This window comes from Arthrobacter sp. NPDC058127 (assembly GCF_042884555.1).
Lineage (GTDB): Bacteria > Actinomycetota > Actinomycetes > Actinomycetales > Micrococcaceae > Arthrobacter.
Genome location: NZ_JBHVTT010000021.1, coordinates 15,643 through 37,560, shown reverse-complemented (window position 1 = coordinate 37,560; position 21,918 = coordinate 15,643). Strand labels below are relative to the sequence as shown.

Genomic DNA, 21,918 nt, shown 5'->3' with positions numbered 1-21,918 from the left:
CTGGTGTTGAGCATAGGCGAACCGGCCGTGGAGAGGGGTTGCGCGGGCGTTGCGTTACGCGGCTACCCCACCGGACGCAACCGCAGCCCCTGCATCCCGCCGTCGATCGCCAGCGACGTGCCCGACGTCGAGCCGGACAGCGGGCTCGCGAGGTAGGCAACGGCGCCCGCCACCTCTGCGGCCTCCACCAGGCGGCCGTGTGGCTGGCGCGCGTTGAGCGCGGCGCGCTCGGCGGCGGGGTCGGCGGAGGAATCCAGTAGCCTGCCCACCCACGGCGTGTCCACCGTGCCCGGGTTGACGCAGTTGACACGGATCCCTTCGCGAACATGGTCGGCCGCCATGGCCAGAGTCAGGGACAAAACAGCGCCCTTCGACGCCGAATACAAGGCCCTTTGCGGTAGCCCGGCGGTCGCGGCGATCGAGCACGTGTTGACGATCGCAGCTGCCGGCGACTCGCGCAAGTACGGCAGGGTCGCGCGGCTGACGCGGGCGATGCCCACCACGTTGATGTCCAGCACACGGTGCCATTCGTCGTCGTCGTTGGCTGAGACGTCCCCTTGGGCGCCGATCCCCGCGTTGTTGACCACCACGTCAAGGCGGCCGAACTTCCGGGCGACAGTGTCGACGGCGGCACGCACCGAGGCGTCGTCGGCCACGTTGCATTCGACGCCGAAGTGCGGGGTCCCGGACGGGTTGAGGTCGAGCACCGCGACCTGCGCCCCGCCTGCGGCGAGCCGGTCCGCGATAGCCGCGCCGATGCCCGACGCCCCGCCGGTGACCAGCGCTACGAGGCCCTCGAACTCGGTGCTCACCGCGTTGCCTTGTCTGTGCCTACTGCTGCAAGCGAACCAGAGCGGGCCCTGTAGAACTCTTGCCGCTGACGGCCGAGCCCCTCTACCTCAAGCTCCACCACGTCGCCGGGCTGAATGTACGGGAAACGGCCGGAGAGCGCCACGCCTTCGGGAGTGCCCGTGAGGATCACGTCGCCGGGCTCCAGGACCATGTACTGGCTGAGGTGGTGGACCACGGTAAGCGCGTCGAAGATCATGTCCGAGGTGTCCGAGGACTGGCGGATCTCGCCGTTGACCCAGGTGCGCAACGCGAGGTGTCCGGCGTCGAGCTGGTCTGCTGGAACCAGCCACGGGCCCAGGGGAGTGGACTGCGGAAGGGACTTGCCCTTGGTCCACTGGCCAGCGGCGCCGGGCAGTTGGTAGTCGCGTTCGGAGAGGTCGTTGGCGACGACGTAGCCCGCGATGCAGTCTGCGGCCTCGTCGGTGCCTGAAAGGTATGACGCTTCACGGCCGATGACGATTCCGAGTTCCACCTCCCAGTCGTACTTTTCGGACGACGGCGGGATGGGCGCGGCGTCGAACGGTCCACTGACCGTGTTGCTGGGTTTCAGGAACACCACGGGTGATTCCGGGGGCGTTGCTCCGGATTCGGCTGCGTGCGCGGTGTAGTTGAGGCCGATGCAGACGACGTTTCCGGGCCGGGCGATGGGTGAACCGATCCGGAGTCCCTCGGCTGGAATCTCGGGCAAAATGCCTGCTGCAAGGGCTTCTTGGGTGCGTGCGATGCCGTCCGCGGCGAGGAACTCTCCGTTGATGTCCTTCGTCAGCGGGTCAAGGCTGAAGTACTTTTCGGTGTCGTTGGCGTCTTGGGCGATGACAACCGGCCTTTCATTTCCGGCAGCGCCCAGCCGGGCGAATTTCATGTTCATGTATTCCTCCGTGCTCTGGCTCTAACATCCGAGCTCTAGTCTGCTGTTGCTCTCCATAATACGGAAATGTGACCCATTGACAATGCAGACATCGGATGTTTACGCTCTTCCCAGCAAACTACCTGCTGCCAAGCAAGGAGCACAATGAGCGTCATCACCGCAGTGGATACCTTCGATATCCGCTTTCCCACCTCCCAGGAACTGGACGGATCGGATGCCATGAATCCGGATCCGGACTATTCGGCGGCATATTTGGTGATCAAGACCGATGCCGCTGACGGTCACGAGGGCCACGGTTTCGTCTTCACCATCGGGCGCGGCAATGAGGTGGAAGCCGTGGCGATCGAGGCCCTCCGCCACCACATCCTGGGCCGCAACGTCGAGGAGTTGCTCGGCGACATGGGCGGCACCTGGAAGCTCCTGGCCCACGATTCCCAACTCCGCTGGCTCGGCCCCGAAAAGGGCGTGATGCACATGGCGATCGGCGCCGTCGTGAACGCCCTCTGGGACCTCAAAGCCAAGCGGGCCGGGCTACCTCTCTGGGAGCTGCTCTCCGGGATGAACCCCGAGGAGATCGTGGCACTCGTGGACTTCCGGTACCTCAGCGATGCCCTTACACCCGAAGAGGCGCTGGGAATATTGCGGACGGCGGAGCCGGGGCGCGCCGCCCGCAGGTTAGCGCTTCTCGCGGAGGGATACCCCGCATACACCACGACGCCGGGCTGGTTGGGTTACAGCGACGACAAACTCGTGCGTCTGGCCAAGGAAGCCGTTGCGGACGGTTTCGGGCAGATCAAGCTCAAGGTGGGGGCCTCGCTGGACGACGACATCAGGCGCGTCCGCACGGCCCGCGATACGGTGGGGCCGGACATCAAGATCGCCGTGGATGCGAACCAACGCTGGGACGTCCAGGAAGCGATTGACTGGATGGCGCATTTGGCTCCCTATGACATTGCCTGGATTGAGGAACCCACCAGTCCGGATGATGTCCTCGGCCATGCCGCGATTGCCCGGGGCGTGGCGCCGATCCCCGTGGCCACGGGTGAGCATGTCCAAAATCGCGTGATGTTCAAGCAGATGCTGCAGGCCGGATCCCTGCAGGTCTTGCAACTGGATGCGGCGAGGGTGGCGGGAGTGAACGAGAACATCGCCATCCTCCTGCTCGCGGCGAAGTTCGGCGTCCGCGTCTGCCCACATGCAGGTGGAGTTGGCCTCTGCGAGGCCGTCCAACACTTGTCGATGTTCGATTTCGTGGCGGTATCCGCCGACAAGAATGGTCGGATGATTGAGTTCGTCGACCATCTGCACGAGCACTTTGTCACTCCGGTGGATGTCCACGACGGCTCGTACTGGCCGCCGTCGGCACCCGGTGCCGGCAGTGAAATGGTCGGCGGCACGTTGGCCGGCTACAGCTTTCCCGATGGCCCTGTGTGGGCCGCGGGATCCCCTCCTTTGACTCCCAAGCAATAACCTTTATCGAAATTCCTCGAAAGCACAGTTCCCTACTGAAAGCACGTGGTGAAAGATATGCGCAAAGAAGCGTTGGTGGCAGGTGCCTTGGCACTGGGCCTCATTGGACTCACAGGCTGCGGGGGCAGCTCGTCCGGCAGTACCGCAGACGGCAAGACCGCCATGACGTGGGCCATGTGGGTCGGCGGCACGGAAGACCAGAAGAACTGGGAGAAAGTTGCCGATGACGTCAGCAACACGTTGGGCGATGTGAAGATCACCCTGCAGGGTTCTACCTTCCAGGACTACTTCACCAAGATGAGCACCCAGCTCAGCTCGAACACAGCCCCGTGCCTGGTGGCGGTCCAGAGCCTGCGGACAGCGCAGCTCAAGGATGGCATGCTGCCGCTCGATGACCTGGTGAAAAAGAACAACCTGGATTTGAGCGCCTTCGACTCCTCCATGATCAAGGGGCTCAGCGCCGACAACAATCTGTACGCCCTGCCGTATGACGTGGGCCCGGTGATGATGTTCTACAACAAGGACATGTTCGACGCCGCGGGCGTGCCGGTCCCGAAGGCGGGCTGGACGGCCGACGAGTTCGTGGCAGCCGCGAAGAAGCTGACGGCCAACGGCAAACATGCGATCGCACCGAACACGGCCGATCTCTTCGTTGAATCGCAAGTCCTCGCCTACAACGGCGGACGCGTCTTGAAGGAAGACGGCACCATGGACGCGAGCGATCCGACCTTCGCCAAGGGACTCCAGTGGGTTTCCGACCTGACAAGCAAGGAGAAGGTCTCCCCCGAACTGCCCGGCGGCGACACGGCATTCAGCGCCAATGAATTCATGGCCGGCAATACCGCGATGAGTATCGACGGTCCGTGGTCCCTGCTGGACGTCAAGGCCAAAGCGAAGTTCAAAGTCGGCGTCACCACCCTTCCCGCCGGCCCTGGCGGCGGGAAGACGTTCAGCGCCGGCTCCGGCTGGGGCATCTCCAAGCAATGCGCTACTCCGGACAAGGCCTTTGCCGCCCTCAAGGAAATGACCGGCGACAAGGTCCTGGGGAATCTGGCGGCAGCCGGGCGCGCACTGGCCGCACGCACCGCCCAGCAGACAAAGTGGATTGACAACGCGGGCATTCCCGGAGTCGCGGAGACCCTTAAGAGCGCCGAGGCCACGGCAGTGCCGATGCCAAGCAACACCAACAGCGACCAACTGGGCCAGCTTTTCAACCAGTACCTCGTCAAATCCATCAATGGACAGCAGAGCGCAGCGGATGTCATGAAAGACATTGCGGCCCAGCTGCCCCGATGATCAGTGTGATGCCTGCCTGGCAGTGCCCGAGCAACAGCCGGGCAGGCACGCACTCTTCGCAAAGGAATGAGAAATGACACTACTCAAGCCCGCAAAGGCGCCGCTTCCTGAAGTAACGGCTGCCACCGCCAGTGGGAAGGCGAAGGCCGAGACGGATGCACAGCTCGGCCGGAGGACAATGTGGGGACCGGCCTTTGCCCTGCCGCATGGCCTCGGTCTCGCGATCTTCACGCTGCTGCCGATCGTTGTTTCCCTCGTCATCAGCTTCTTCCGCTGGCCGCTCCTGGGAACCCCGAGTTTCCTCGGCCTGGGCAACTACGAGAAGCTGTTCAGCGATCCGATCTTCGGGCAGGTTGTCGGGAACACCGTGCTCTTCGTGGTCCTCTATGTGCCCCTGAACCTGGTTGTTTCCCTCGGCCTTGCCGCGTGGTTGACTCCGCGCATCAAGGGGCGCCACATCTTCCGGGTCATCTTCTTCATTCCTTCGATCACCCCGGTGGTGGCCAACGTCGTCGTCTGGAGGATGCTGTACCAACCCGGTGGATTCATCGACGGCACCCTGCAAAGCGCCACGGGAATTTCAGCGCCGAACTTCCTCGGAGACGAACACTGGGCAATGATGGCCATTGTCGTCATGAGCGTGTGGCAGGGGTTCGGCTACAACATGCTGGTGTTCTCCGCCGCCTTGGACGCAGTTCCTGAGAACCTCACCGAAGCGGCCGCAATCGATGGCGCCAACGCCTGGACCATCTTCTGGCGCATCAAGCTCAAGCTCATTTCGCCGTCCATCTTCTTTGGCACGATGATGACCCTCATTACCTCGTTCCAGGTCTTCGCCCAGCCGTTCATCCTCACCAAGGGAGGGCCGGGTTCGGCCACCTCGACGATCGTCCTCTATATCTACAACCAGGGTTTCCAGTTCCACCAGCTCGGCCTGGCATCCGCGGCTGCTTGGATCCTGTTCGTCATCATCCTCGGCGTGACGGCAGTCCAGTTCCTCGGACAAAAGAAGTGGGTCCACTACGATGCTTGAGACAACCAGCCGGATACGCCCTCTCACAGCCCGTCCCCGTGGCTCCGGAGCGCCCGGAAGGCGATGGACCACGAGGATCCGGCCCGCCTTCGGATACGTGATCCTTTGCCTTATCGCGCTGCTCTTCCTGTCGCCGCTCATCTACATGTTTGCGACATCGTTCAAACCCCCTGCTGAGATCTTCAGCGTCCCGCCGAAGTTGTTCGGCTCGGAATTCCGCTGGCAGAACTACCAGGAGGCCCTGAACTACATGCCGTTCCTGCGCTTCATGGGCAACGGACTCTTGGTTTCGGCCGCTGGAACGGCACTCACCCTGGTGGTTTCCGCTTTCTCCGGCTACGCCTTCTCACGGCAGCGCTGGCGGGGACGGAACCTGGTTTTCATGGTGTTCCTCGCAACGCTGATGATCCCCCAAGAAGTCCTGATTGTCCCGATGTTCGTCATGATGCAGAAGGTGGGCTGGGTGAACACCTTCCAGGCGCTCATTGTGCCCTGGGCGTTCACGGCATTCGGTGCCTTCCTGCTCCGGCAGTTCTTCCTTGGCGTACCCCAAGAACTCGACGACGCGGCCAGGGTGGATGGCGCGGGAACCCTGAGGACCTTCCTGTTGGTCATGCTTCCACTGGCTAGGCCCACCATGGCCGTCCTGGCGGTCTTCAGCTTCATCAGCTACTGGAACTCGTTCCTCTGGCCATTGGTAGTGATCAACGACGTCAACAACCTCGGCACCATCCCGCTGGGGCTCCAGATGTTCTTCGGCCAACAGGGCAATCAGTGGCACCTGGTCATGGCCGCCTCCGTGATCTCAATGGCTCCCACCCTTCTGCTGCTGATCCTCCTGCAGAAACACCTCGTCAAAGGCATCGTCACGAGCGGCTTTGGCGGCCGCTGACCCCACTTAGACCACGCAACGCTCAACGACCCCAAGACCCGCATTTACGGCAGAACTACTTTGAAGGAGTAACTACCAATGATCGCCCAAGCACCTTGGTTTACGGAGTCCCGGTTCGGCATGTTCGTCCACTGGGGCTTGTATGCCCTGCCGGCCCGGCACGAGTGGGTCATGAACCGCGAACGCATTCCTGCCGAGGAGTATGAGAAGTACTTCCAGCACTTCAACCCGGATCTCTACGATCCCCGGGAATGGGCCCGTGCTGCGAAGGACGCCGGCATGAAGTACGTCGTGCTGACCACCAAGCACCACGAGGGCTTCTGCCTGTGGGATTCCGCCCTCACTGACTACAAATCCACCAAGACTCCGTCCGGCCAGGACCTGGTGGCCCAGTACGTTGAGGCATTGCGGGAATTCGGCCTGAAGGTGGGTTTCTACCATTCACTTATTGACTGGCACCACCCGGATTTCACCATCGACGGGTTCCACCCCGAACGGGACAACCCCGACGTCGAAAAGCTCAACGAGGGCCGCGATATGGCCCGCTACCGCGAATACCTCCATGGCCAGGTGCGAGAGCTGCTGAGCAACTACGGCCAGATCGACTACCTCTTCTTCGACTTCTCCTACACCAGCGAGGACCACAAGGACATTTGGGGCGGCAAAGGCCGCGCGGCGTGGGGTTCAGTGGAACTCCTGAAGATGGTCCGGGAACTTCAGCCGGGCATCATCGTCAACGATCGCCTGGACATTCCCGGCGACTTCGCCACGCCCGAGCAGTACCAGCCTTCCGGGCCTATGGTGGTGGACGGCGTCGAGGTGCCTTGGGAGGCGTGCCAGACCCTGAACGGCAGCTGGGGCTATGACCGGGACAACCTGGACTACAAGTCCGTGGACCTGCTGGTGCGCATGCTTGTGGATGGAGTGTCCAAGGACGGAAACCTGCTCCTCAACGTCGGCCCCACTGGCCGCGGAAATTTCGATCCCCGGGCCGTGGAGTCCCTCCGCGGCATCGGCGACTGGATGAAACTGCACGCCCGGGCCATCTACGGGGCCGGCCCTGCGGCCTGGACCCCGCCAGCCGACACCCGGTATACGCGCCGCGGTGACCGCCTCTACGTCCACTTGTTCGCGTGGCCGTTCGAATACGTCCACCTCCCCGAACTCGCCGGCAAGGTGGAATACGCCCAACTGCTCAACGACGCTTCCGAAGTCGCCATGCTGGAGATCGCCCCGGACCGGGAAGCAATCAACACCACCCCTGGAGGACAGCCAGCAGGTACCCTGACACTGAAGCTGCCTGTCCAGCGACCGGACGTGGCGGTGCCCGTCGTCGAACTCTTCCTGAAGCCCGGGGTATAGCGTGCCGGAAACCATCGCTCTTCACACCCGGCTCAAACCGGGTGCCGAGCAGGACTATGCGGATGCCCATGCGGGGATCCCTGCTGAACTCGTCGCTGCCCTGAAAGAGGCCGGCGTGGGCAATTGGAGGATTTGGCGCAGCGGCCAGGACCTCTTCCACCTCGTTGAGGTGGCGGACTACCAGTCCATGCGCCGGGCGCTCGCAGACCATCCGGCCAACGTCCCGTGGCAAGCGCGCATGGCGGAGCTTCTTGAAGTCCAGGATGACTATTCCGGCAACGACTCGGGCATCCCCTTGGTATGGGAGCTGGCATGAGCGGCACGCGATGGGACGGCCAGCTGGGCAAGCTCGGCTTCGGCGCCGCCGGCATCGGCAACCTGTACCGTGCCATGCCGGACGCCCAGGCCACAGCCACCGGCAACGCGGCCTGGGACTCAGGGGTCCGCTACTTCGACACCGCCCCGCATTACGGCTTGGGGCTGTCCGAGCGCAGGCTCGGTGCGGTGCTCAGGGAGAAACCCCGAAGTGAGTTCACCGTGTCCACCAAGGTGGGCCGGTTGCTGGTGCCCAATGCGGCCGGAGCCAGCGCGAAGGACGACGAAGGTTTCGACGTCCCGGCAACGAGCAAACGCCAGTGGGACTTTTCCGAGACAGGCATCCGGCGGAGCATCGAGGAATCGCTTGAACGTCTCGGCCTGGACCACGTGGACATCGCCTACCTGCACGATCCTGATGTCCACGATCTTGCCAGGGGAATCGGCGAAGCGCTGCCGGCCTTGGAAAAGCTGCGTGCGGACGGCGTGGTGAAGGCGATCGGCGTCGGGACCAACTCGGCGGAAGCCGCCCTCGAATGCGTCGAAGCGGCGGATCTGGATCTGGTGATGCTCGCCGGCCGTTACACCTTGCTCGAGCAGCCCGGCGTTCCCTTCCTGGACCGCTGTGTGGCGCGCGGTACCGGCGTCGTGAACGTGGGCGTGTTCAACTCCGGCCTGCTGGCGCGACCCGAAGTACCCGAGGACGCGCATTACAACTATGCGCGTGCCCCGCGGGCGCTGGTGGAGCGTGCCCGGGCGCTCGCCGGCGTGTGCCGGGACTTCGGGGTGGAGCTCCCGACGGCGGCACTCCAGTTCAGCCTGCGGCATCCCGCCGTCGTGAACGTGACGGTGGGGGCGAGCACCCCGGAGCAAGTGTCCACCAATGCTGCGAGGATGCGTGAGGACGTGCCCGAAGAGCTGTGGGCGGCTTTGGCAGGTGTGCCGGGGTGATTGATTCCCACCTGCATCTGTGGGAGCTCGGGCCGGGGGCTTATTCGTGGCTTGGCCCGCAGCATGGCGGACTCTTCCGCAGTTACCGCGAGGCTGAGGCCCAGGAAACCTTGGACGCGGCCGGAGTCAGGGGAGCGGTGCTCGTCCAGGCTGACGACACCGTTGCGGACACTGAGTTCATGCTCGCCGTCGCCGACCGCAACTCCTGGGTACTCGGCGTCGTGGGCTGGATTCCCCTCGAAAAGCCGGCCGAGGCGGAGAAAGAACTGGAACGGTTCCTCCGGAATCCTGCGTTCCGGGGTGTCCGGCACTTGGTCCACGACGATCCGCGGGACGACTTCCTCGAATTGCCCGTGGTCCGCGATTCCTTGCGTATGCTCGCTGGCCACGGATTGGCGTTCGACGTCCCGGACGCCTTTCCGAGGCACCTCGGGGGTGCGGTCCGGCTTGCGAGGGAACTGCCGGAGCTGACGGTTGTCCTGGACCATCTCGGGAAGCCGCCGTTGGCCGACGCTGCGGCGATGGACTTGTGGCGAACGGAATTCCGGGCCTTGGCCGAGCTGCCCAACACTGTGGCCAAGGTGTCCGGCCTGCACTTGCCGGGCGTCCCCTATACGGCCGAGGCCTTGCGCCCACTCTGGGACGAGGCCCTGGAGGCTTTCGGTCCTGGACGGCTCATGTTCGGTGGCGATTGGCCTGTCAGTACCTTGGGAGCGCCATACGGACGCACTCTTGAGGGGCTGCTCGAACTGGCCGCGGAGCTCACTTTGGCCGAGCGCAGGGAGTTCCTTGAAGGGACCGCCGTGCGGACGTATGGGCTTCAGAAACGAAGCATGGACGGCAGCTAGAGCGCCTGGCGCAACCAGCTTTCGACGCCACTGATGTGGACCGTCACGAGCGCCCGGACCAGTTCGGCGTCGCCGCGTTCCAAGGCATCTGCGATGGCCTTGTGCTCGGCGAGGGTATGCGCCACGGCTTTTTCCTGGGTCAACCCGCGCCAAATGCGTGCCCGGACGGTGCTGCTGGAGAGGGCTTCGAGCAGGCCGGCGAGGTAGTCGTTGCCGGCGGCCTGGGTGATGATCCCGTGGAATTCGAGGTCGTGGGCAACGAGTTCCTCGACATCGGTGTTCTCGTCGATCCCGTCCATCGTGGCGCGCAGCTCCGTGAGTGCCGTGGGAGTGATCTTGCCTGTGGCGATGAATGCGGTGGCGGGCTCAAGGATTCGTCGGACCTCAAAGAGTTCCAGGATGGAACGGTCCTGATGCAGATCAACGACGAACGCCACGGCTTCGTTGAGCAACTTGGCGTCAAGGCTCGTGACGTAGGTGCCGTCCCCACGCCGGACGTCCAGGACACGGATGAGTTCGAGGGCTTTGACGGCCTCGCGCAGTGAGCTTCGCGAGAGGCCGAGCCGTTCACTCAGTTCCTTCTCCGGCGGGAGGCGGTCCCCGGCCTTGAGTTCGCCGCGGATCAGCATGTCCTTGATCTTGCCGATCGCTTCATCTGTGACAGCCATGGCTACATCCTAACGGCGAATGATCCGATGTCTGGCACCCAACTGACTCGCATTTGTTGTCGTTTAGAGGCCTCATAACGACAACAAATGCGAGTCAGTTGGGCAGTACTGCAGGGCCTAGATCTTGTCCTCGGCTCCGGCAACCGGCAGGTTGGCGATCACGGGGGAGCTGCCGGTGTAACCGTCCCGGGCCGCAGCGATCTCGTGGATTTGCTTGCGGCACATGTACCAACCAACCACGATGAGCGCACAGGCGATGGCCGTGACCAGCATGGTGAGTGGAGAGTCGATGAACACCATTACCAGCACACCCGCGAGGAACAGCAACGAGAGGTAGCCGGTGTACGGGGCGCCGAACATCCGGAAGGATGGACGTTTCAGCCAGCCTTTGTCCGCCCAGCGCTTGAGCTGCATCTGGCACAAGACGATCGTGGCCCACGTGACGATGATGCCCACGGAGGCGACGTTGAGGACGATCTCGAAGGCGTCGGACGGTACGAGGTAGTTCAGCGGGACACCGAGCAGGGAGACGCCGGCCGTGATGGCGATGCCGCCGTAGGGGACGCCGGCTTTGTTCATGCGCTGGGCGAACTTTGGAGCGGATCCGGCCACGGACATGGAGCGCAGGATGCGGCCGGTGGAGTACAGGCCGGCGTTCAGGGAGGACAGGGCAGCCGTGAGGACCACGAGGTTCATGATCACGTCTACGCCCTGCACGCCGATGTGGCCGAAGAAGGTCACAAACGGGCTGACACCCTTGACATAGGAGGTGTACGGCAGCAGCAGCGCCAACAGGATGACGGAACCGACGTAGAAGACGGCGATGCGGAAGACCACGGAATTGATGGCCTTGGGCATGATCTTCTCGGGGTTCTCCGTTTCGCCCGCTGCGGTACCCACGAGCTCAATCGAGGCATAGGCGAACAGCACACCCTGCATGAGGATGATCATGGGCAGGATCCCGTTGGGGAAGATTCCGCCGTGGTCCGTGAGGAGGCTGAAGCCGACTTCCTGGCCCGGTACCGGCGTGCCGAAGACGACGAAGTAGGTACCGACGAACAGGAAGGCCACCAGCGCGGCCACCTTGATGAGCGCGAAGTAGAACTCCATTTCACCGAAGACCTTGACCGAGACCAGGTTCAGGCCAAGCACCACCAGAAGCGCGATCAGTGCCCAGGCCCATTGCGGGACGACGCCGATCCAAGGGACGTATTTGCCGAAGAAGTTCATGTAGAGGGCCGCGGCCGTGGTGTCCACGATGGTGGTGGTTGCCCAGTTGATCCAGTAGAACCAGCCGGAGACAAACGCAGCCTTCTCGCCGAAGAACTCGCGGGCGTAGGAGACGAAGGAGCCCGACGACGGGCGGTGCAGCACGAGTTCGCCGAGGGCGCGCAGGATCAGGAAGGCAAAGAAGCCGCAGACCGCATACGCGATGACGAGGGAAGGGCCCGCAGCGTTGAGGCGGCCGCCGGCACCCAGGAACAGGCCGGTGCCGATGGCACCGCCGATTGCGATCATCTGGATCTGACGCGGCTTCAGGCTCTTGTGATAGCCCTTGTCCTCGGCGTGGAGGAGCTTTTCAGTGGAGTGCGCCTGCGGAGGGACCGTGTGGTCCGTGATGGGTGCATTGGTCATGGGAATCCTTAGGGGTGTCCTGTTGGGGGTCCGGATCTTGCCGTCCGGCCTGTTTCTTCGCGCGCTCAGGCCCGACGGCGGCTGGTGGGTGCCGCCGTCGTCGGACGCTCTGCGCGGCTCAGCTTAATTGCTGAGGTTGGCCAGGCGTTCGGGGCGGAGGAGCTCATCGAGCTGCTCCGAGGTCAGCAAGCCGTGTTCGAGAACGAGCTCGGCGACGCCCTTGCCGCTTGCCAGCGCTTCTTGGGCAATGGCAGTGGCGGAGGCGTAGCCAATGTGCGGATTGAGTGCCGTGACGAGTCCGATCGACTGCTCTACCGTGAGGCGCAGGTGTTCGGTATTCGCGGTGATGCCCCGGATACAGCGCGACGTGAGTGTGCGGCACGCGGCTTCCAGGTGGGAGATGCTCTTGTGGAGGCTGTGGACGATAATCGGTTCGAAGGCGTTCAGCTGGAGCTGTCCGGCTTCGGCTGCCATGGTGACTGTGACATCGTTGCCGATGACTTCATAGGCCACTTGGCTGACCACTTCCGGGATCACCGGATTGATCTTGCCTGGCATGATGGACGATCCCGACTGCACAGCCGGGAGGTTGATCTCGCCCAGTCCCGCACGCGGTCCGGAGGACAGCAAGCGGAGATCGTTGCAAATCTTGGAAAGCTTGACGGCGACGCGCTTGAGCACGCCGGAGAGGTGGACGAACGCGCCTACGTCCTGGGTGGCCTCGATGAGGTCCACCGAGGTGACGAGGGGCAAGCCGGTGATCTCGGCCAAGTGCCTGCAGGCTGCTGCGGCGTATCCAACGGGGGCGTTCAGGCCGGTCCCGATGGCGGTGGCGCCGAGGTTGATCTCGTGTATGAGCAACTGGGACTCGGCGAGTCGCGCCCGGTCCTCGCCCACGGTCACTGCGTAGCCACCGAATTCCTGGCCGAGGGTCATGGGGACGGCGTCCTGCAACTGCGTGCGGCCCATCTTGACCACCGCGCGGAATTCCTGGCCCTTCTCCGCGAAGGCGACCTGGAGTTCCTGAAGAGCCTCCAGAAGGCCCTGGACCGAGAAAATGGTGGCCAGGTTGACGGCGGTGGGGTAGACATCGTTGGTGGACTGGCTCAAGTTGACGTGGTCGTTCGGGTGCAGCCTGGCGTAGTCGCCCTTGGGGTGGCCAAGGATTTCAAGGGCCCGGTTGGCAATGACCTCGTTGGCGTTCATGTTGGAGCTGGTGCCGGCGCCGCCCTGGATGACGTCCACCATGAACTGCTCGTGAAGCTTGCCGTCCAAGATGTCCTGGCAAGCCTGCTCGATCGCGTCCGCCCGTTCGTCGTCCAGGAGGCCGAGCTCGCGGTTGGTGCGGGCGGCGGCGAGCTTGACTGCGGCGAGGCCTTTGACGAGGTTGGCGTTGCTGGCCAAGGGGTGGCCGGTGATGGGGAAGTTCTCGATGGCACGCAGCGTGTGCACGCCCCAGTAGGCATCAGCAGGGACGTCGCGGTCACCGAGGAGATCGTGTTCCGAGCGGAACCGTGGAATTGTCGTGGTGGGCACGGCAGATGTCATTGCTGTCCTTAGGTCTTTTGTGCTTGTTTGGCTGCGTCAGTTGGACTCAGTCGAAGTCAGTTGGATGCAAGGAAGTTCGCGGCACGGAGCACGCCAACAGGGTGGCCGCCGCCCAACACAGGCGCGCTGGCAAGCGTGGCGAGCTGGCCGCCGTCGAGCCCTAGTTCCTCAAGGACGCGGACGGTGACGGGCATGCGGGCTCGATCGCCGCCGTCGGAGATCTTGATGGCGACGCCGGTGCCGTTCCCCAGGCCGATGAGCTGGAGGCCTTCGAAGCCGTCCTTGGCGAGCAGCCCGGGAACCGTGCGCATGATCGCTGTGACGTCGCGACCCTCGCCGGCCACCATCTCGGGGAAAGCGCGCATCGCGTGGGCTACTTGGCCTTCTGCTTGCGTGTTGTCCGCCGCCGCCATGCGGCCATAGGCCCGCGCCATGCCGTGCAGGCTGTGGGCAAAGAGCGGGGTGCCGCAACCGTCCGTGCTGATGGCCGCTGCGTCTTCGCCCGTGAGTTCGGTAATGGTGTCCTTCACGAGCACCTGCAGGGGATGTTCGGGATGCAGGTAGCCCTGGACAGGCCAGCCGTTGATCACGCACGTGGCGGCCATGGACGCGTGCTTGCCGGAACAGTTCTGTGCGAGCTGGGTGGGCTTGCCGCCGGCGCGGAGCCATTCTTCACGCTCGGCGGTGCCATAAGGGAGGTCGGTGCTGTTTTCCAACGCGCTTTTGTCCAGGCCGTGCATTTCGAGGATGCGTGCGGCACCGTCAAGGTGCATAGTGGCGCCGGAGTGGCTTGCAGCGGTGAGGGCGAGGAGGTTCTCCGGAAGCTTGAGCCCCGCGCGGACCATGGCGACCGCCTGCAGCGGTTTGAGGGAGGACCGCGGGTAGAACGCGGCGTCGGGCTCGCCCGCTTCGAGGAGGGTTTCACCGTCAGGCCCGACGGCGATCAGGGAGCCGTAGTGGACGCTCTCGACCAGGCCGTCGCGGGTCTGTTCCGCGAGGGGGACGTGGCGCGGGGTTGGCGGAATCGTCCCTGCCGGGGTGGTTTCGGGCATAGCGGTGCGCGTTGCATGCGGGGTGGGCATGACTTCCTTCAGTTGGTGGATCATTTGCTGAGGATGGTGTCCAACGCAACGCTGACGGCGCTGAGATGGTCGGCCATGGCGGCTTCGGCGGCTGAGGCGTCACCGGCTTCGATGGCTTCGACGATGCGGAGGTGTTCATCGTCTGAAACATGCTGGCGGTCGGCCACCATGTTCAAGGTTTCGGATTGGTGGGCAAGGGCTTCGCGGATGTCTGCGACGACGCTTTCGAAGACCTTGTTGCCGCTTGCGCGGGCAATGGCAGAATGGAAAGTGGCGTCGAGGCTGACCCAGGTCTCAGGGTCGGTCTCGACTGCCATTGAACTGACGATTTCCTTGAGGTGTTCAAGTTCTTCCGGGCTGCGGCGTTTCGCCGCCAGGCCGGCTGCCGGGACTTCGATGTGCGGGCGTGCCTCGTTGAGGTCCCGTGCCGAGTACTGGCCGAGTGTGAGGTCATTGGCTACCCGGTCGGCGACGACGAACGTGCCTTTGCCGGTCTTGGTGACCGTCAGCCCGAGCGCAGTGCAGGAGCGGAGCGCCTCACGGATCACCGAGCGGCTTACCCCGTACTGCGCTGCCAGGGTGGCCTCAGAACTGAGTTTGGCCCCCACTTCGACGTTTCCGTCTTCGATGTCCTGGCGGAGGGCGCTGAACACAGCTTCCGCGGCACTGAAGCGGGCGAGGGGCCGGGGGCTTGATGGCTGGGCCACTTGGGCCGGCCGGGGGACGGCGCCGCTTGTGGCGGTGCGCTGGCCAGCCGCAGCTTTCTGGCTGACGGCTGGCTGTCCAGTGGCGGCCTGTCCGGCTGTCCGGCTGTCTGACAGGTTCACTCTACGAATATGGCACGGGTCACAGGGTGGTGTCAATGTTGGGAGCATAATTACTCCCATGGCCAACCGTCCGCGCGGGGGATGGGATTCAACGACACAGACAGCACCGCCCATCACAGTGGAGGTGCCGGTCCTCGGTGTCGGGGCAGGGCCTGCGGACTATGAGGAGTTGTCGCGGTACGTGTTTGCCTTGCGCAGGCAGCGGGGATTGCACATGACGCTATTGCACTTGGGCGTCCTGGATGACTTCTGCCGGGACGTGGCTGATTGGACCAAAGGCAACACTCGCGCCGATTCGGCCATGCTCAGGACCGTCGCGTGGCTTGAGGCGCTGCCCGTACTGGAGGCCTTCTCCGGCAGCGCCGAAAGGCTGATCGTCCTGGGCAGCGGCGGAGTGTGCGGACTGGAAGTAGATGTGCCCGCCTCGGTGCATGACTTTCAGGTCTCCCTTGTACACGCGCTTCATGAACTCCTGGATGAACTGCTTGTCGACAACATCGACGACTTCATCCTCAGCTCCCCTGCCCTTGGATTCCGCTCGCCTCGCTGGGTACCCCATGTGGCTGTGGGCAGGCCATTGCACCGGGGACGCGGGCCTTGGGAGATCGGCCGGGTGGGAGTTGACTTCGGCGAATCGCGGATCAGGAACCGCCAGCATTTCCCTCAATTGCCGTAGTGGTACCTGCAAGCTCACGCGAAACTCCTTATCCGTGGCCTCTTAGCCGGATCGTTCTGGCATGGTGGATGGCGGCCAGCGCAATCGCGCTGGCGGTGAGCCGGAGGGCGTGGACCCTGTACCACCGCTTCAACAGGGGCTTGCGTTGCGTCTCGTCGAGCGGCTGGGGGCTGAAGAACAGCTTGGGGTTGACGGACCGAAGCAGGTACGCCGTAGCGGCCGCCCCCGTGGCGGAGCTCGCGGCACCCACCATCAGCCAAGCCCGATTGTCGGAATGCTTCCACCCGGCGACGAGGGCAGCGACGGCGGCAGGGGCGCTGAGAGGCGCGATTGGGGCGTAGTAGCGCCCGGGGCTTCCCGCTCCAAAGGGGCTTCGAGGGAGTTCGCGGCTCGCTGCCGAGGCCGCGACCCGGTCCGGGATTTTGACGATGGCCTCATAGAGGTTGCCGAAGAACCAGTGTGCGTGGGTGAACTCCGCGACACCCAAGAGCCAATCAGCGAACACATCCCGACGGTCTGAAGAAGTCTGTCCCATGCCCACAATCTACCGCCGATGCCCCGCGCCGGACATGCAGTTCACCTTCCCCGTCACCCGCCCGGGTTATATGGTCAACACCACGGTCTGAGGACTGTGAGGCCAAACAGCCGGCACGATGGAAGGGAGCAGCCCGTGGTCAAAATCCGCATGATTTTGCCCGCGAATGTGCGCCATCGTTCCGGGGGAAACATCTACAACTCGAGGCTGGCTGCAGCCCTTCGGGGCCTGGGCGCGGAGGTCTCGGTCTGCAAGCTCGACGGCGACTGGCCTTCGGGGAGTGCCGGAGCCCGGAACCGCTTTGCAGCTGCACTTGCCGGAAGCGGTCTCGCCATCTACATTGTCGACGGCCTGATTGCCTCGGGTGCACCCGCGGAAATCGAGACCGCAACCGCTGCCGGGTGCCGTGTCTGGGTGCTGCTCCACATGCCCCCTTCCGGGGAGGAGCCAGTGGAAACGAGCGCGCTGCGCGCTGCAACAGGTCTTCTCTGCACTGGTTCCCGGACTGCCGAAACGGCCAGAACCCTAGGCCTGGGCAACGTGCACTTGGCGACCCCGGGGGTAGATCTCCCATCGAAAGCACGCCCGAGTCCACGAGCGACAGCGGCGCCGCATTTCATCATGGTGGGCGCCCTACTGCCCAATAAGGACCAGATCTTCTTTGTCGACGCGCTGGCCCGGATCAAGGATCTGGCGTGGACCGCAGCGCTGGTCGGATCCACCAAAGCAGACTCCTCGTACGCCGCCGCTGTGCAAGAGCGCATCCTCCGGAACGGACTTGAAAAACGGGTGGAAACAACAGGCGAGCTCTCCGGCCCGGCCCTGGAGGAGCAGTGGAACCGAGCTGACCTCAGTCTGTTGATCTCACACTCGGAGTCCTTCGGCATGGTGGTCCAGGAGTCCCTGGTTCACGGCATACCGGTGATGGTCCGAAAAGGAACCGGTGCCGTCGAAGCGCTCGGAGCCCACGGTGCCGGTGAGGCGATCGATCTCACCACAGGAATCGGATCGTTGGAGAAGTTCCTGCGGAGATGGCTCAGCGACCCTGCCCTACGGGAGGGATGGCAGTCAGCAGCCGAGGCGGCCAGCAGTGAGTTGCCACGATGGGAAGACACTGCAAGGGAAGTCCTTCGCGCCGTGGTGGCGGCCTAGTGGCTTCCCCAGCTATAGGTGCTGGATGCCTGCCCGCTGCATGGCGTCCCTGTAAGTTTCGATGTTCTTTGCCAGGAGTTCCTGCTGCTTCGCTTCGGACAGGGCAAATGCCCGTCCGCCGAGTGCGCTAGCCTTGTAGACCTTGATCCCGTGCTGCCGGAGCGGTGAGTGGTAGGTCTTCTCAAAGAGCGCCAGGAAGGCGGCGGCCTCAGCACCGTGCGCGACGACGGCGGAGACTCTCTTGTTGATCTTCAGGAACTGGCGGAAGGGGCGGAGCCCGTCGGTCTTCTCCTGTGCGCTCAGTGCCGGCGGCAGTTCCGGGTCGCGGACCCAGGGGTAGCAGTTCCACGGCATGACATAGCGGACGTCCAAGTCGGCCGAGTCATAGATCAGCTGCGCACGTCGGGCGGCGTCGTCGTCGTTGAGGTGCGATACGAATCCCGAGGTGGGGGCGCGCCCGGGACTGGTCTGGAGGGTGACGATCCGGCACTCATCTTCGTCATGCACTGGATCGATATAAGGCACGGTGGAACCGGGCCGTTTGGCCATCAGTTCGTCGCACAGCTGCGTCACGGCAGCAATGTTGGGCTCCTGTAGCAAGGCCCTTTTTTCGTCCCAGTCAATGGTCACGTTCTCTCCTTCGGCAGCGCGGCGTCCAGAATCGGCGTCCCTTGCCACTTTACGCGTCGCTCACGCTCCTGCAGAGCCAAGGAACAAAACTGCCCGACGACGGGCCGAACAGTGAGCCTCCCGCCCCGCCTGTCGGGCGGGCTACTGTCCCTTGAGCTTCTGCATGTCGCGCCGGTCCTTCTTGGTGGGCCGACCTGCGCCGCGATCCCGCTGCGGCAGCCCGAGGGCCGGTGCTGCGGGGCGCTCGGGAGTGTGGTCAGTAAAGCAGTGGGATGCTGCTTCGGCCCCCACCCTCTTCGCAATGAGCCTCCGGACCTCAAGGATGCGCTCGAAGCCAGGCTGCCTTACACGGATGGTGTCGCCGATAATCACGGACTGGGACGCCTTGACCGGGTTGCCGTTGATTCGCACATGCCCCGCCCTGCAAGCGGTTGTGGCGGCGGAACGGGTCTTGTAAGCGCGGATCGCCCAGAGCCAGGCGTCAATGCGCACATTGCCGGCTTTTGATGTTTGGGCGGAAGTTGGAAGGCTAGTCATGATTGCGAACGAGTATAGTCGGCGCGCGAACCTGCGGCTCCAACGAAAAGCCGATTACCGGCGTCGAAGTTCCGCGTATTCAAGGTGCGGGACGACCGTCCCAGCGTCCCGCTCCAGGAAGTTGGTGCCGGGCGCCACGATCTCGTCAATGGCGTCCAGGACGGCGTCGTTAAGCACAACATCGGCGGCCTTGAGGTAATCGACCAGATGGTCCTCCGTGCGTGGACCAATAACCACGCTGCTGACGGCCGGATGATTCAGGGCGAAGCCGACAGCAAGCTGAATAAGGGTGAGCCCATGCCGTTCGGCGACGCGGCCCAAGGCATCGGCTGCCAGGAGTTTGTTCCTATTGAAAGGTGCCGAGACGTCGAAGCGCCCGGGAACGGCCGACGCACGGGAGCTTGCGGGCTGGGGGACTCCCACGCGGTAGTTCCCGGAGAGCCAGCCGCCGTCGAGCGGTCCATAGCTGAGCACGCCAAGGTTGTATTGCTGTGTGATCGCGAAGACGTCCCGCTCATTCGCGCGGACCAACAAGGAATAGGGCACCTGATCCACCACTGGCGGAATGAGGTGGTTGGTGGTGGCGATCCACTGTGCCTCCACAAGCTGCGACGGCGTGAATACCGACGTTCCGTAGTAGAGGATCTTGCCCTGCCGGATGAGGTCGTTAAGGGCCGTGATGGTTTCCAGGACGTCTGTGTTGTAGTCCGGACGGTGCGCCTGGTAAAGGTCGATCCTGTCCGTCTGCAAGCGGTGCAGGCTGCCTTCCACGGCTTTCATGATCCAGCGCCGGGAATTGCCTGCATGCGCGGGATTCGGCCCCATTTGTCCGTGGAACTTGGTCGAAAGGAAAACGTCATCCCGCCTGCCTTGGAGGGCCCGGCCCACGATGGCCTCTGCCTCGCCTTGCGAATAGATGTCGGCGGTGTCGACGCTAGTGATGCCGGCGTCGAGGGCCGCATGGATAATGCGGATGCTCTCTTCGGCGCCCGTGGGCGCCGAGCCCGTCCCGAGGTTAAGGGTTCCCAGGGTAAGGGGGCTGATCAGGGCGCCTGTGCGTCCCAGGGTTCGAAGCTCGCTGAGGCTCATCTCCGGCTTCCTCCGTGAAGAATCAAGGCTGTGCAATGGATTGACACGACGCTACACATATCGTGGCCGGGGCACTCGAAAAACGTACAAATTCTTCGCTTTTCGTATTACGGGGTAATGAAAACAAGGAATGACGAATTATGAATTGACTTCATTCGACACGCGAATACACAAATATTGCCGTTATCGGCATCCAATGAATTAGTAGGTAGGCAGGCACGAAACCACAGAGAAAGGAACCCGCCATGACCCAGGTAACGGTGGATGGAGCCGCTTCGATCAAGCAGGCATTCGCGCAATTTCCCTCAGGCGTGGCGGCCTTCAGTGCCATGGTCGGCTTCGCGCCGGAGGCCCTGGTGGCATCGAGCTTCACAGTGGGAGTCTCGCTCGAACCACCGCTGGTCATGTTTGCGGTGCAGAACTCCTCCACCACGTGGCCCAAGCTCCGGCGCGCCCCTCGACTGGGTGTTTCCGTCTTGGCCCAAGGTCAGGAAGCCTTGTGCCTGCAGCTCTCCTCGCGGACCCAGGACCGATTCGCCGGCCTTGCGACCTCAACGAGCGACGCGGGCGCAGTGTTGATCGACGGCGCGGCGCTGGTGCTTGAATGCGAAGTGGTCTCAGAAACCCCCGCGGGTGACCACGCGATCGTCGTCCTCGAAGTGAAGTCCGTGGAGATCAACCACGACGCCGAGCCCCTCATCTACCACGGGGCCGGGTTCAGGCAACTGGCCGCCTGAGGCTGGACACACCCCAACTGACTAGCATTTGTTGTCGTTATGAGCCTCCAAAACGACAACAAATGCTAGTCAGTTGGGTCAGCCGGGCACTGCGGATTGGGTCAGCCGGGCACTGCGGGGCGCTAGGCCCGGGGGCGGGACCCTGCTGAGGCCGTCACACGGCCGGAAGATACGGGTTTGCCGCCATGTGGTTCTCCCCGGTGTTCGCGTACCGGCACGCCAGTTCCGGACGACTCCGCTACATTCCCTTCAGCGGGTTCCTCGGAAGTCGGCGGTTCAGGGTCTGAAGCTGACGCTTCCCCGGCCCGTTCAGCTTCGCGTGCCGCAGCCCGGGCATCGGCCTCGGCGACGGCGGCAGCCCACTGGCTGTTCAGGACCGGAGGATCCTGCTTTATCGCGACCACAAAAGGATGTTCCTTCGCCTGGGTTGTGGCTGTGGCTGCGATACCGTCCTTGATCTGGGCAGGCTTGGGCCACGTCCGTGGGTTGACCAGCGACTTCCAAGGGACGTTCCGGACAGCCGACCACGACGCCGACCACAGCAACCTGGTGGTCTCAACGATTCCAGGACGCGGTTTCCCGGGGACGAAGGGACCTCCGCCCAGCAAGCCGTCGTCCGCCGTCGTCGATTCCTCGGAATCCGAAAGCGGGACGGGCGCGCGCCGAGGCCGCGGGGGCAGGTGCACAACCGGCACGGCATCGCGTTTCGGGAAGATCCCGAACATCGCGAGCAGGATAATCGAAACCAGCTTCGCAACGCCGGCCAGCACTAAGGTGACAACCATCAGGAAGCCCAAACCAAGGAACATCAGCAAGGCCAGCCCGAGCGTTCCAAAAAAGGTCAGATTGAGGCCAAGTGTTGTTGGATCCTCCACGTAGCCTCCCCGAGCCAGAGTTGTGAGGTGAGCGCCGCAA

At 63.6% G+C, this 21,918-nt stretch carries 23 protein-coding genes; 11 read left to right on the top strand and 12 right to left on the bottom strand.

Going from position 1 to position 21,918, the window contains the following annotated elements:
- Nucleotides 1-62 precede the first annotated feature (62 nt).
- Both ACFVTG_RS21030 and ACFVTG_RS21025 read right to left on the bottom strand, forming a co-directional pair.
- Nucleotides 63-812, bottom strand: coding sequence for an SDR family NAD(P)-dependent oxidoreductase (locus ACFVTG_RS21030; protein ID WP_390282768.1), 750 nt, complete (start codon nt 810-812; stop codon nt 63-65).
- A complete protein-coding gene (locus ACFVTG_RS21025; RefSeq protein WP_390282767.1) occupies nt 809-1,720 on the bottom strand; it encodes a fumarylacetoacetate hydrolase family protein in 912 nt (303 codons plus the stop codon). Before ACFVTG_RS21025 ends, ACFVTG_RS21030 begins: the two co-directional genes overlap by 4 nt.
- 144 nt (nt 1,721-1,864) lie before the next feature.
- Between ACFVTG_RS21025 and ACFVTG_RS21020 the strand changes: the two genes are divergently transcribed.
- From ACFVTG_RS21020 to ACFVTG_RS20985, 8 genes are all read left to right on the top strand, one after another.
- Nucleotides 1,865-3,190 (top strand): L-fuconate dehydratase, encoded by a 1,326-nt coding sequence (locus ACFVTG_RS21020; RefSeq protein WP_390282766.1) that lies wholly within the window; start codon nt 1,865-1,867, stop codon nt 3,188-3,190.
- A gap of 57 nt (nt 3,191-3,247) precedes the next feature.
- Nucleotides 3,248-4,486, top strand: coding sequence for an ABC transporter substrate-binding protein (locus tag ACFVTG_RS21015; RefSeq protein ID WP_306973098.1), 1,239 nt, complete (start codon nt 3,248-3,250; stop codon nt 4,484-4,486).
- A gap of 73 nt (nt 4,487-4,559) precedes the next feature.
- A complete protein-coding gene (locus tag ACFVTG_RS21010) occupies nt 4,560-5,519 on the top strand; it encodes a sugar ABC transporter permease (RefSeq protein WP_284755773.1) in 960 nt (319 codons plus the stop codon).
- Nucleotides 5,512-6,411 (top strand): carbohydrate ABC transporter permease, encoded by a 900-nt coding sequence (locus ACFVTG_RS21005; RefSeq protein ID WP_390282765.1) that lies wholly within the window; start codon nt 5,512-5,514, stop codon nt 6,409-6,411. Before ACFVTG_RS21010 ends, ACFVTG_RS21005 begins: the two co-directional genes overlap by 8 nt.
- Before the next feature lie 78 nt (nt 6,412-6,489).
- A complete protein-coding gene (locus ACFVTG_RS21000) occupies nt 6,490-7,773 on the top strand; it encodes an alpha-L-fucosidase (protein WP_390282764.1) in 1,284 nt (427 codons plus the stop codon).
- A gap of 1 nt (nt 7,774) precedes the next feature.
- Nucleotides 7,775-8,089, top strand: coding sequence for an L-rhamnose mutarotase (locus ACFVTG_RS20995; protein WP_390282763.1), 315 nt, complete (start codon nt 7,775-7,777; stop codon nt 8,087-8,089).
- On the top strand, nt 8,086-9,039 hold the full coding sequence (locus tag ACFVTG_RS20990) for an aldo/keto reductase (RefSeq protein ID WP_390282762.1): 954 nt from the start codon (nt 8,086-8,088) through the stop codon (nt 9,037-9,039). The genes ACFVTG_RS20995 and ACFVTG_RS20990 overlap by 4 nt, the downstream gene beginning before the upstream one ends.
- Nucleotides 9,036-9,887: an amidohydrolase family protein gene (locus ACFVTG_RS20985; protein ID WP_390282761.1), complete on the top strand. Its 852-nt coding sequence runs from the start codon at nt 9,036-9,038 to the stop codon at nt 9,885-9,887. The genes ACFVTG_RS20990 and ACFVTG_RS20985 overlap by 4 nt, the downstream gene beginning before the upstream one ends.
- On the opposite strand, the gene ACFVTG_RS20980 is transcribed toward ACFVTG_RS20985, so the two are convergent.
- From ACFVTG_RS20980 to ACFVTG_RS20960, 5 genes are all read right to left on the bottom strand, one after another.
- Entirely contained in the window at nt 9,884-10,555 is a 672-nt protein-coding gene (locus ACFVTG_RS20980; protein WP_284755765.1) for a FadR/GntR family transcriptional regulator, read from the bottom strand. The genes ACFVTG_RS20985 and ACFVTG_RS20980 overlap by 4 nt on opposite strands.
- A 117-nt stretch (nt 10,556-10,672) precedes the next feature.
- Nucleotides 10,673-12,190, bottom strand: a complete 1,518-nt coding sequence (locus ACFVTG_RS20975; RefSeq protein WP_390282760.1) for an amino acid permease — start codon at nt 12,188-12,190, stop codon at nt 10,673-10,675.
- Nucleotides 12,191-12,313: 123 nt separating this feature from the next.
- Complete coding sequence (gene aspA / locus ACFVTG_RS20970) at nt 12,314-13,738, bottom strand: aspartate ammonia-lyase (protein ID WP_284755762.1); 1,425 nt, start codon at nt 13,736-13,738, stop codon at nt 12,314-12,316.
- A gap of 56 nt (nt 13,739-13,794) precedes the next feature.
- Nucleotides 13,795-14,820: an asparaginase gene (locus ACFVTG_RS20965; RefSeq protein WP_390282799.1), complete on the bottom strand. Its 1,026-nt coding sequence runs from the start codon at nt 14,818-14,820 to the stop codon at nt 13,795-13,797.
- A gap of 20 nt (nt 14,821-14,840) precedes the next feature.
- Nucleotides 14,841-15,647 carry a FadR/GntR family transcriptional regulator gene (locus tag ACFVTG_RS20960; RefSeq protein ID WP_390282759.1) on the bottom strand — a complete coding sequence of 269 codons (807 nt, stop codon included), beginning with the start codon at nt 15,645-15,647 and terminating at the stop codon, nt 14,841-14,843.
- Between the two features lie 58 nt (nt 15,648-15,705).
- Here ACFVTG_RS20960 and ACFVTG_RS20955 point away from each other — a divergent pair, with 58 nt between their 5' ends.
- Nucleotides 15,706-16,323: a hypothetical protein gene (locus ACFVTG_RS20955; protein WP_390282758.1), complete on the top strand. Its 618-nt coding sequence runs from the start codon at nt 15,706-15,708 to the stop codon at nt 16,321-16,323.
- Between the two features lie 28 nt (nt 16,324-16,351).
- On the opposite strand, the gene ACFVTG_RS20950 is transcribed toward ACFVTG_RS20955, so the two are convergent.
- Complete coding sequence (locus tag ACFVTG_RS20950; RefSeq protein ID WP_390282757.1) at nt 16,352-16,858, bottom strand: hypothetical protein; 507 nt, start codon at nt 16,856-16,858, stop codon at nt 16,352-16,354.
- Nucleotides 16,859-16,993: 135 nt separating this feature from the next.
- Here ACFVTG_RS20950 and ACFVTG_RS20945 point away from each other — a divergent pair, with 135 nt between their 5' ends.
- The gene (locus tag ACFVTG_RS20945; protein ID WP_390282756.1) at nt 16,994-18,010 is read left to right on the top strand and encodes a glycosyltransferase family 4 protein; all 1,017 of its coding nucleotides are present in this window, start codon (nt 16,994-16,996) and stop codon (nt 18,008-18,010) included.
- Nucleotides 18,011-18,022: 12 nt separating this feature from the next.
- Here ACFVTG_RS20945 and ACFVTG_RS20940 read toward each other — a convergent pair whose 3' ends face one another.
- The 3 genes from ACFVTG_RS20940 to ACFVTG_RS20930 all read right to left on the bottom strand — a co-directional run bounded on the left by ACFVTG_RS20940 (nt 18,023) and on the right by ACFVTG_RS20930 (nt 20,266).
- Complete coding sequence (locus ACFVTG_RS20940; RefSeq protein ID WP_059388685.1) at nt 18,023-18,640, bottom strand: uracil-DNA glycosylase; 618 nt, start codon at nt 18,638-18,640, stop codon at nt 18,023-18,025.
- Between the two features lie 141 nt (nt 18,641-18,781).
- Nucleotides 18,782-19,177 carry an RNA-binding S4 domain-containing protein gene (locus ACFVTG_RS20935; RefSeq protein ID WP_284755756.1) on the bottom strand — a complete coding sequence of 132 codons (396 nt, stop codon included), beginning with the start codon at nt 19,175-19,177 and terminating at the stop codon, nt 18,782-18,784.
- A gap of 54 nt (nt 19,178-19,231) precedes the next feature.
- Complete coding sequence (locus tag ACFVTG_RS20930; protein WP_390282755.1) at nt 19,232-20,266, bottom strand: aldo/keto reductase; 1,035 nt, start codon at nt 20,264-20,266, stop codon at nt 19,232-19,234.
- 245 nt (nt 20,267-20,511) lie between these two features.
- Here ACFVTG_RS20930 and ACFVTG_RS20925 point away from each other — a divergent pair, with 245 nt between their 5' ends.
- Nucleotides 20,512-21,003, top strand: a complete 492-nt coding sequence (locus ACFVTG_RS20925) for a flavin reductase family protein (protein WP_284755752.1) — start codon at nt 20,512-20,514, stop codon at nt 21,001-21,003.
- Nucleotides 21,004-21,125: 122 nt separating this feature from the next.
- Here the strand turns inward: ACFVTG_RS20925 and ACFVTG_RS20920 are convergent, their stop codons facing one another.
- Complete coding sequence (locus ACFVTG_RS20920) at nt 21,126-21,878, bottom strand: hypothetical protein (RefSeq protein WP_390282754.1); 753 nt, start codon at nt 21,876-21,878, stop codon at nt 21,126-21,128.
- Between the last annotated feature and the right edge of the window lie 40 nt (nt 21,879-21,918).

Excerpts from the sequence above, each read along its gene's own strand:
- ACFVTG_RS21010 (WP_284755773.1), top strand. The coding sequence starts at position 4,560 with ATGACACTACTCAAGCCCGCAAAGGCGCCGCTTCCTGAAGTAACGGCT.
- aspA (WP_284755762.1), bottom strand. The coding sequence starts at position 13,738 with ATGACATCTGCCGTGCCCACCACGACAATTCCACGGTTCCGCTCGGAA.
- ACFVTG_RS21005 (WP_390282765.1), top strand. The coding sequence starts at position 5,512 with ATGCTTGAGACAACCAGCCGGATACGCCCTCTCACAGCCCGTCCCCGT.
- ACFVTG_RS20990 (WP_390282762.1), top strand. The coding sequence starts at position 8,086 with ATGAGCGGCACGCGATGGGACGGCCAGCTGGGCAAGCTCGGCTTCGGC.
- ACFVTG_RS21015 (WP_306973098.1), top strand. The coding sequence starts at position 3,248 with ATGCGCAAAGAAGCGTTGGTGGCAGGTGCCTTGGCACTGGGCCTCATT.
- ACFVTG_RS20950 (WP_390282757.1), bottom strand. The coding sequence starts at position 16,858 with ATGGGACAGACTTCTTCAGACCGTCGGGATGTGTTCGCTGATTGGCTC.
- ACFVTG_RS20980 (WP_284755765.1), bottom strand. The coding sequence starts at position 10,555 with ATGGCTGTCACAGATGAAGCGATCGGCAAGATCAAGGACATGCTGATC.
- ACFVTG_RS20925 (WP_284755752.1), top strand. The coding sequence starts at position 20,512 with ATGACCCAGGTAACGGTGGATGGAGCCGCTTCGATCAAGCAGGCATTC.
- ACFVTG_RS21025 (WP_390282767.1), bottom strand. The coding sequence starts at position 1,720 with ATGAACATGAAATTCGCCCGGCTGGGCGCTGCCGGAAATGAAAGGCCG.
- ACFVTG_RS20930 (WP_390282755.1), bottom strand. The coding sequence starts at position 20,266 with ATGAGCCTCAGCGAGCTTCGAACCCTGGGACGCACAGGCGCCCTGATC.
- ACFVTG_RS20955 (WP_390282758.1), top strand. The coding sequence starts at position 15,706 with ATGGCCAACCGTCCGCGCGGGGGATGGGATTCAACGACACAGACAGCA.
- ACFVTG_RS21020 (WP_390282766.1), top strand. The coding sequence starts at position 1,865 with ATGAGCGTCATCACCGCAGTGGATACCTTCGATATCCGCTTTCCCACC.
- ACFVTG_RS20965 (WP_390282799.1), bottom strand. The coding sequence starts at position 14,820 with ATGCCCACCCCGCATGCAACGCGCACCGCTATGCCCGAAACCACCCCG.
- ACFVTG_RS20935 (WP_284755756.1), bottom strand. The coding sequence starts at position 19,177 with ATGACTAGCCTTCCAACTTCCGCCCAAACATCAAAAGCCGGCAATGTG.
- ACFVTG_RS21000 (WP_390282764.1), top strand. The coding sequence starts at position 6,490 with ATGATCGCCCAAGCACCTTGGTTTACGGAGTCCCGGTTCGGCATGTTC.
- ACFVTG_RS20975 (WP_390282760.1), bottom strand. The coding sequence starts at position 12,190 with ATGACCAATGCACCCATCACGGACCACACGGTCCCTCCGCAGGCGCAC.